The sequence below is a fragment of the Methylobacterium sp. J-077 genome (assembly GCF_022829365.1).
Lineage (GTDB): Bacteria > Pseudomonadota > Alphaproteobacteria > Rhizobiales > Beijerinckiaceae > Methylobacterium.
On sequence record NZ_JAKSYJ010000042.1, the window covers coordinates 1 to 603 of the forward strand.

General features: G+C 57.7%; 1 rRNA gene. It reads right to left on the minus strand.

The features are described 5' to 3' along the window. Positions 1-129, minus strand: a 23S ribosomal RNA gene (locus MKL11_RS02235); the annotation flags it as partial. Positions 130-603 lie beyond the last annotated feature (474 nt).

The following is a 603-nucleotide window of genomic DNA, read 5'->3' on the forward strand; positions in this document are numbered from 1 at the left end:
GGTTCCCCCATTCGGAAATCCCTGGATCAAAGCTCGTTCGCAGCTCCCCAAGGCTTATCGCAGCGTACCACGTCCTTCATCGCCTCTCAGCGCCAAGGCATCCACCGAATGCTCTTAAGACACTTGATCGCTCTCGTGATCAATGTCCGCTGACCGGCAGCCGCTAGGCTGTCGGTCACGACACGGTCACAAAAAGACCAGCGATCCGATCGTTTCCGATCAAATCGCCGTATGCTTGCCGAACATGACCGCCGGGGTGGACGCTCTCGCGTCCCCAACGGCCACATTCCCTCTTCACGATGTCACTGATGTCTTCGCCAAACAGTCGATCCTGCGGGACCTGACGGTCCTCACAGCATCCAGGCTGCGGCAAACTCAATCTCCAGGCCGGCTCGACGCGCATCCCATGCAGGGATGACGGAGCCCGATGGCCCGGAACGAGAAAGAGAAACGAGGACGGCACCTGTCCCGCCAAATGGGTTCTGACTGAACCCTGTATCTAAATGATCTTCGATGGATGAACTGACGTTCGCTGGAGGCCGGCAGAACCGACGCCCATGTCCAAAAAAGAATCCTTAGAAAGGAGGTGATCCAGCCGCAGGT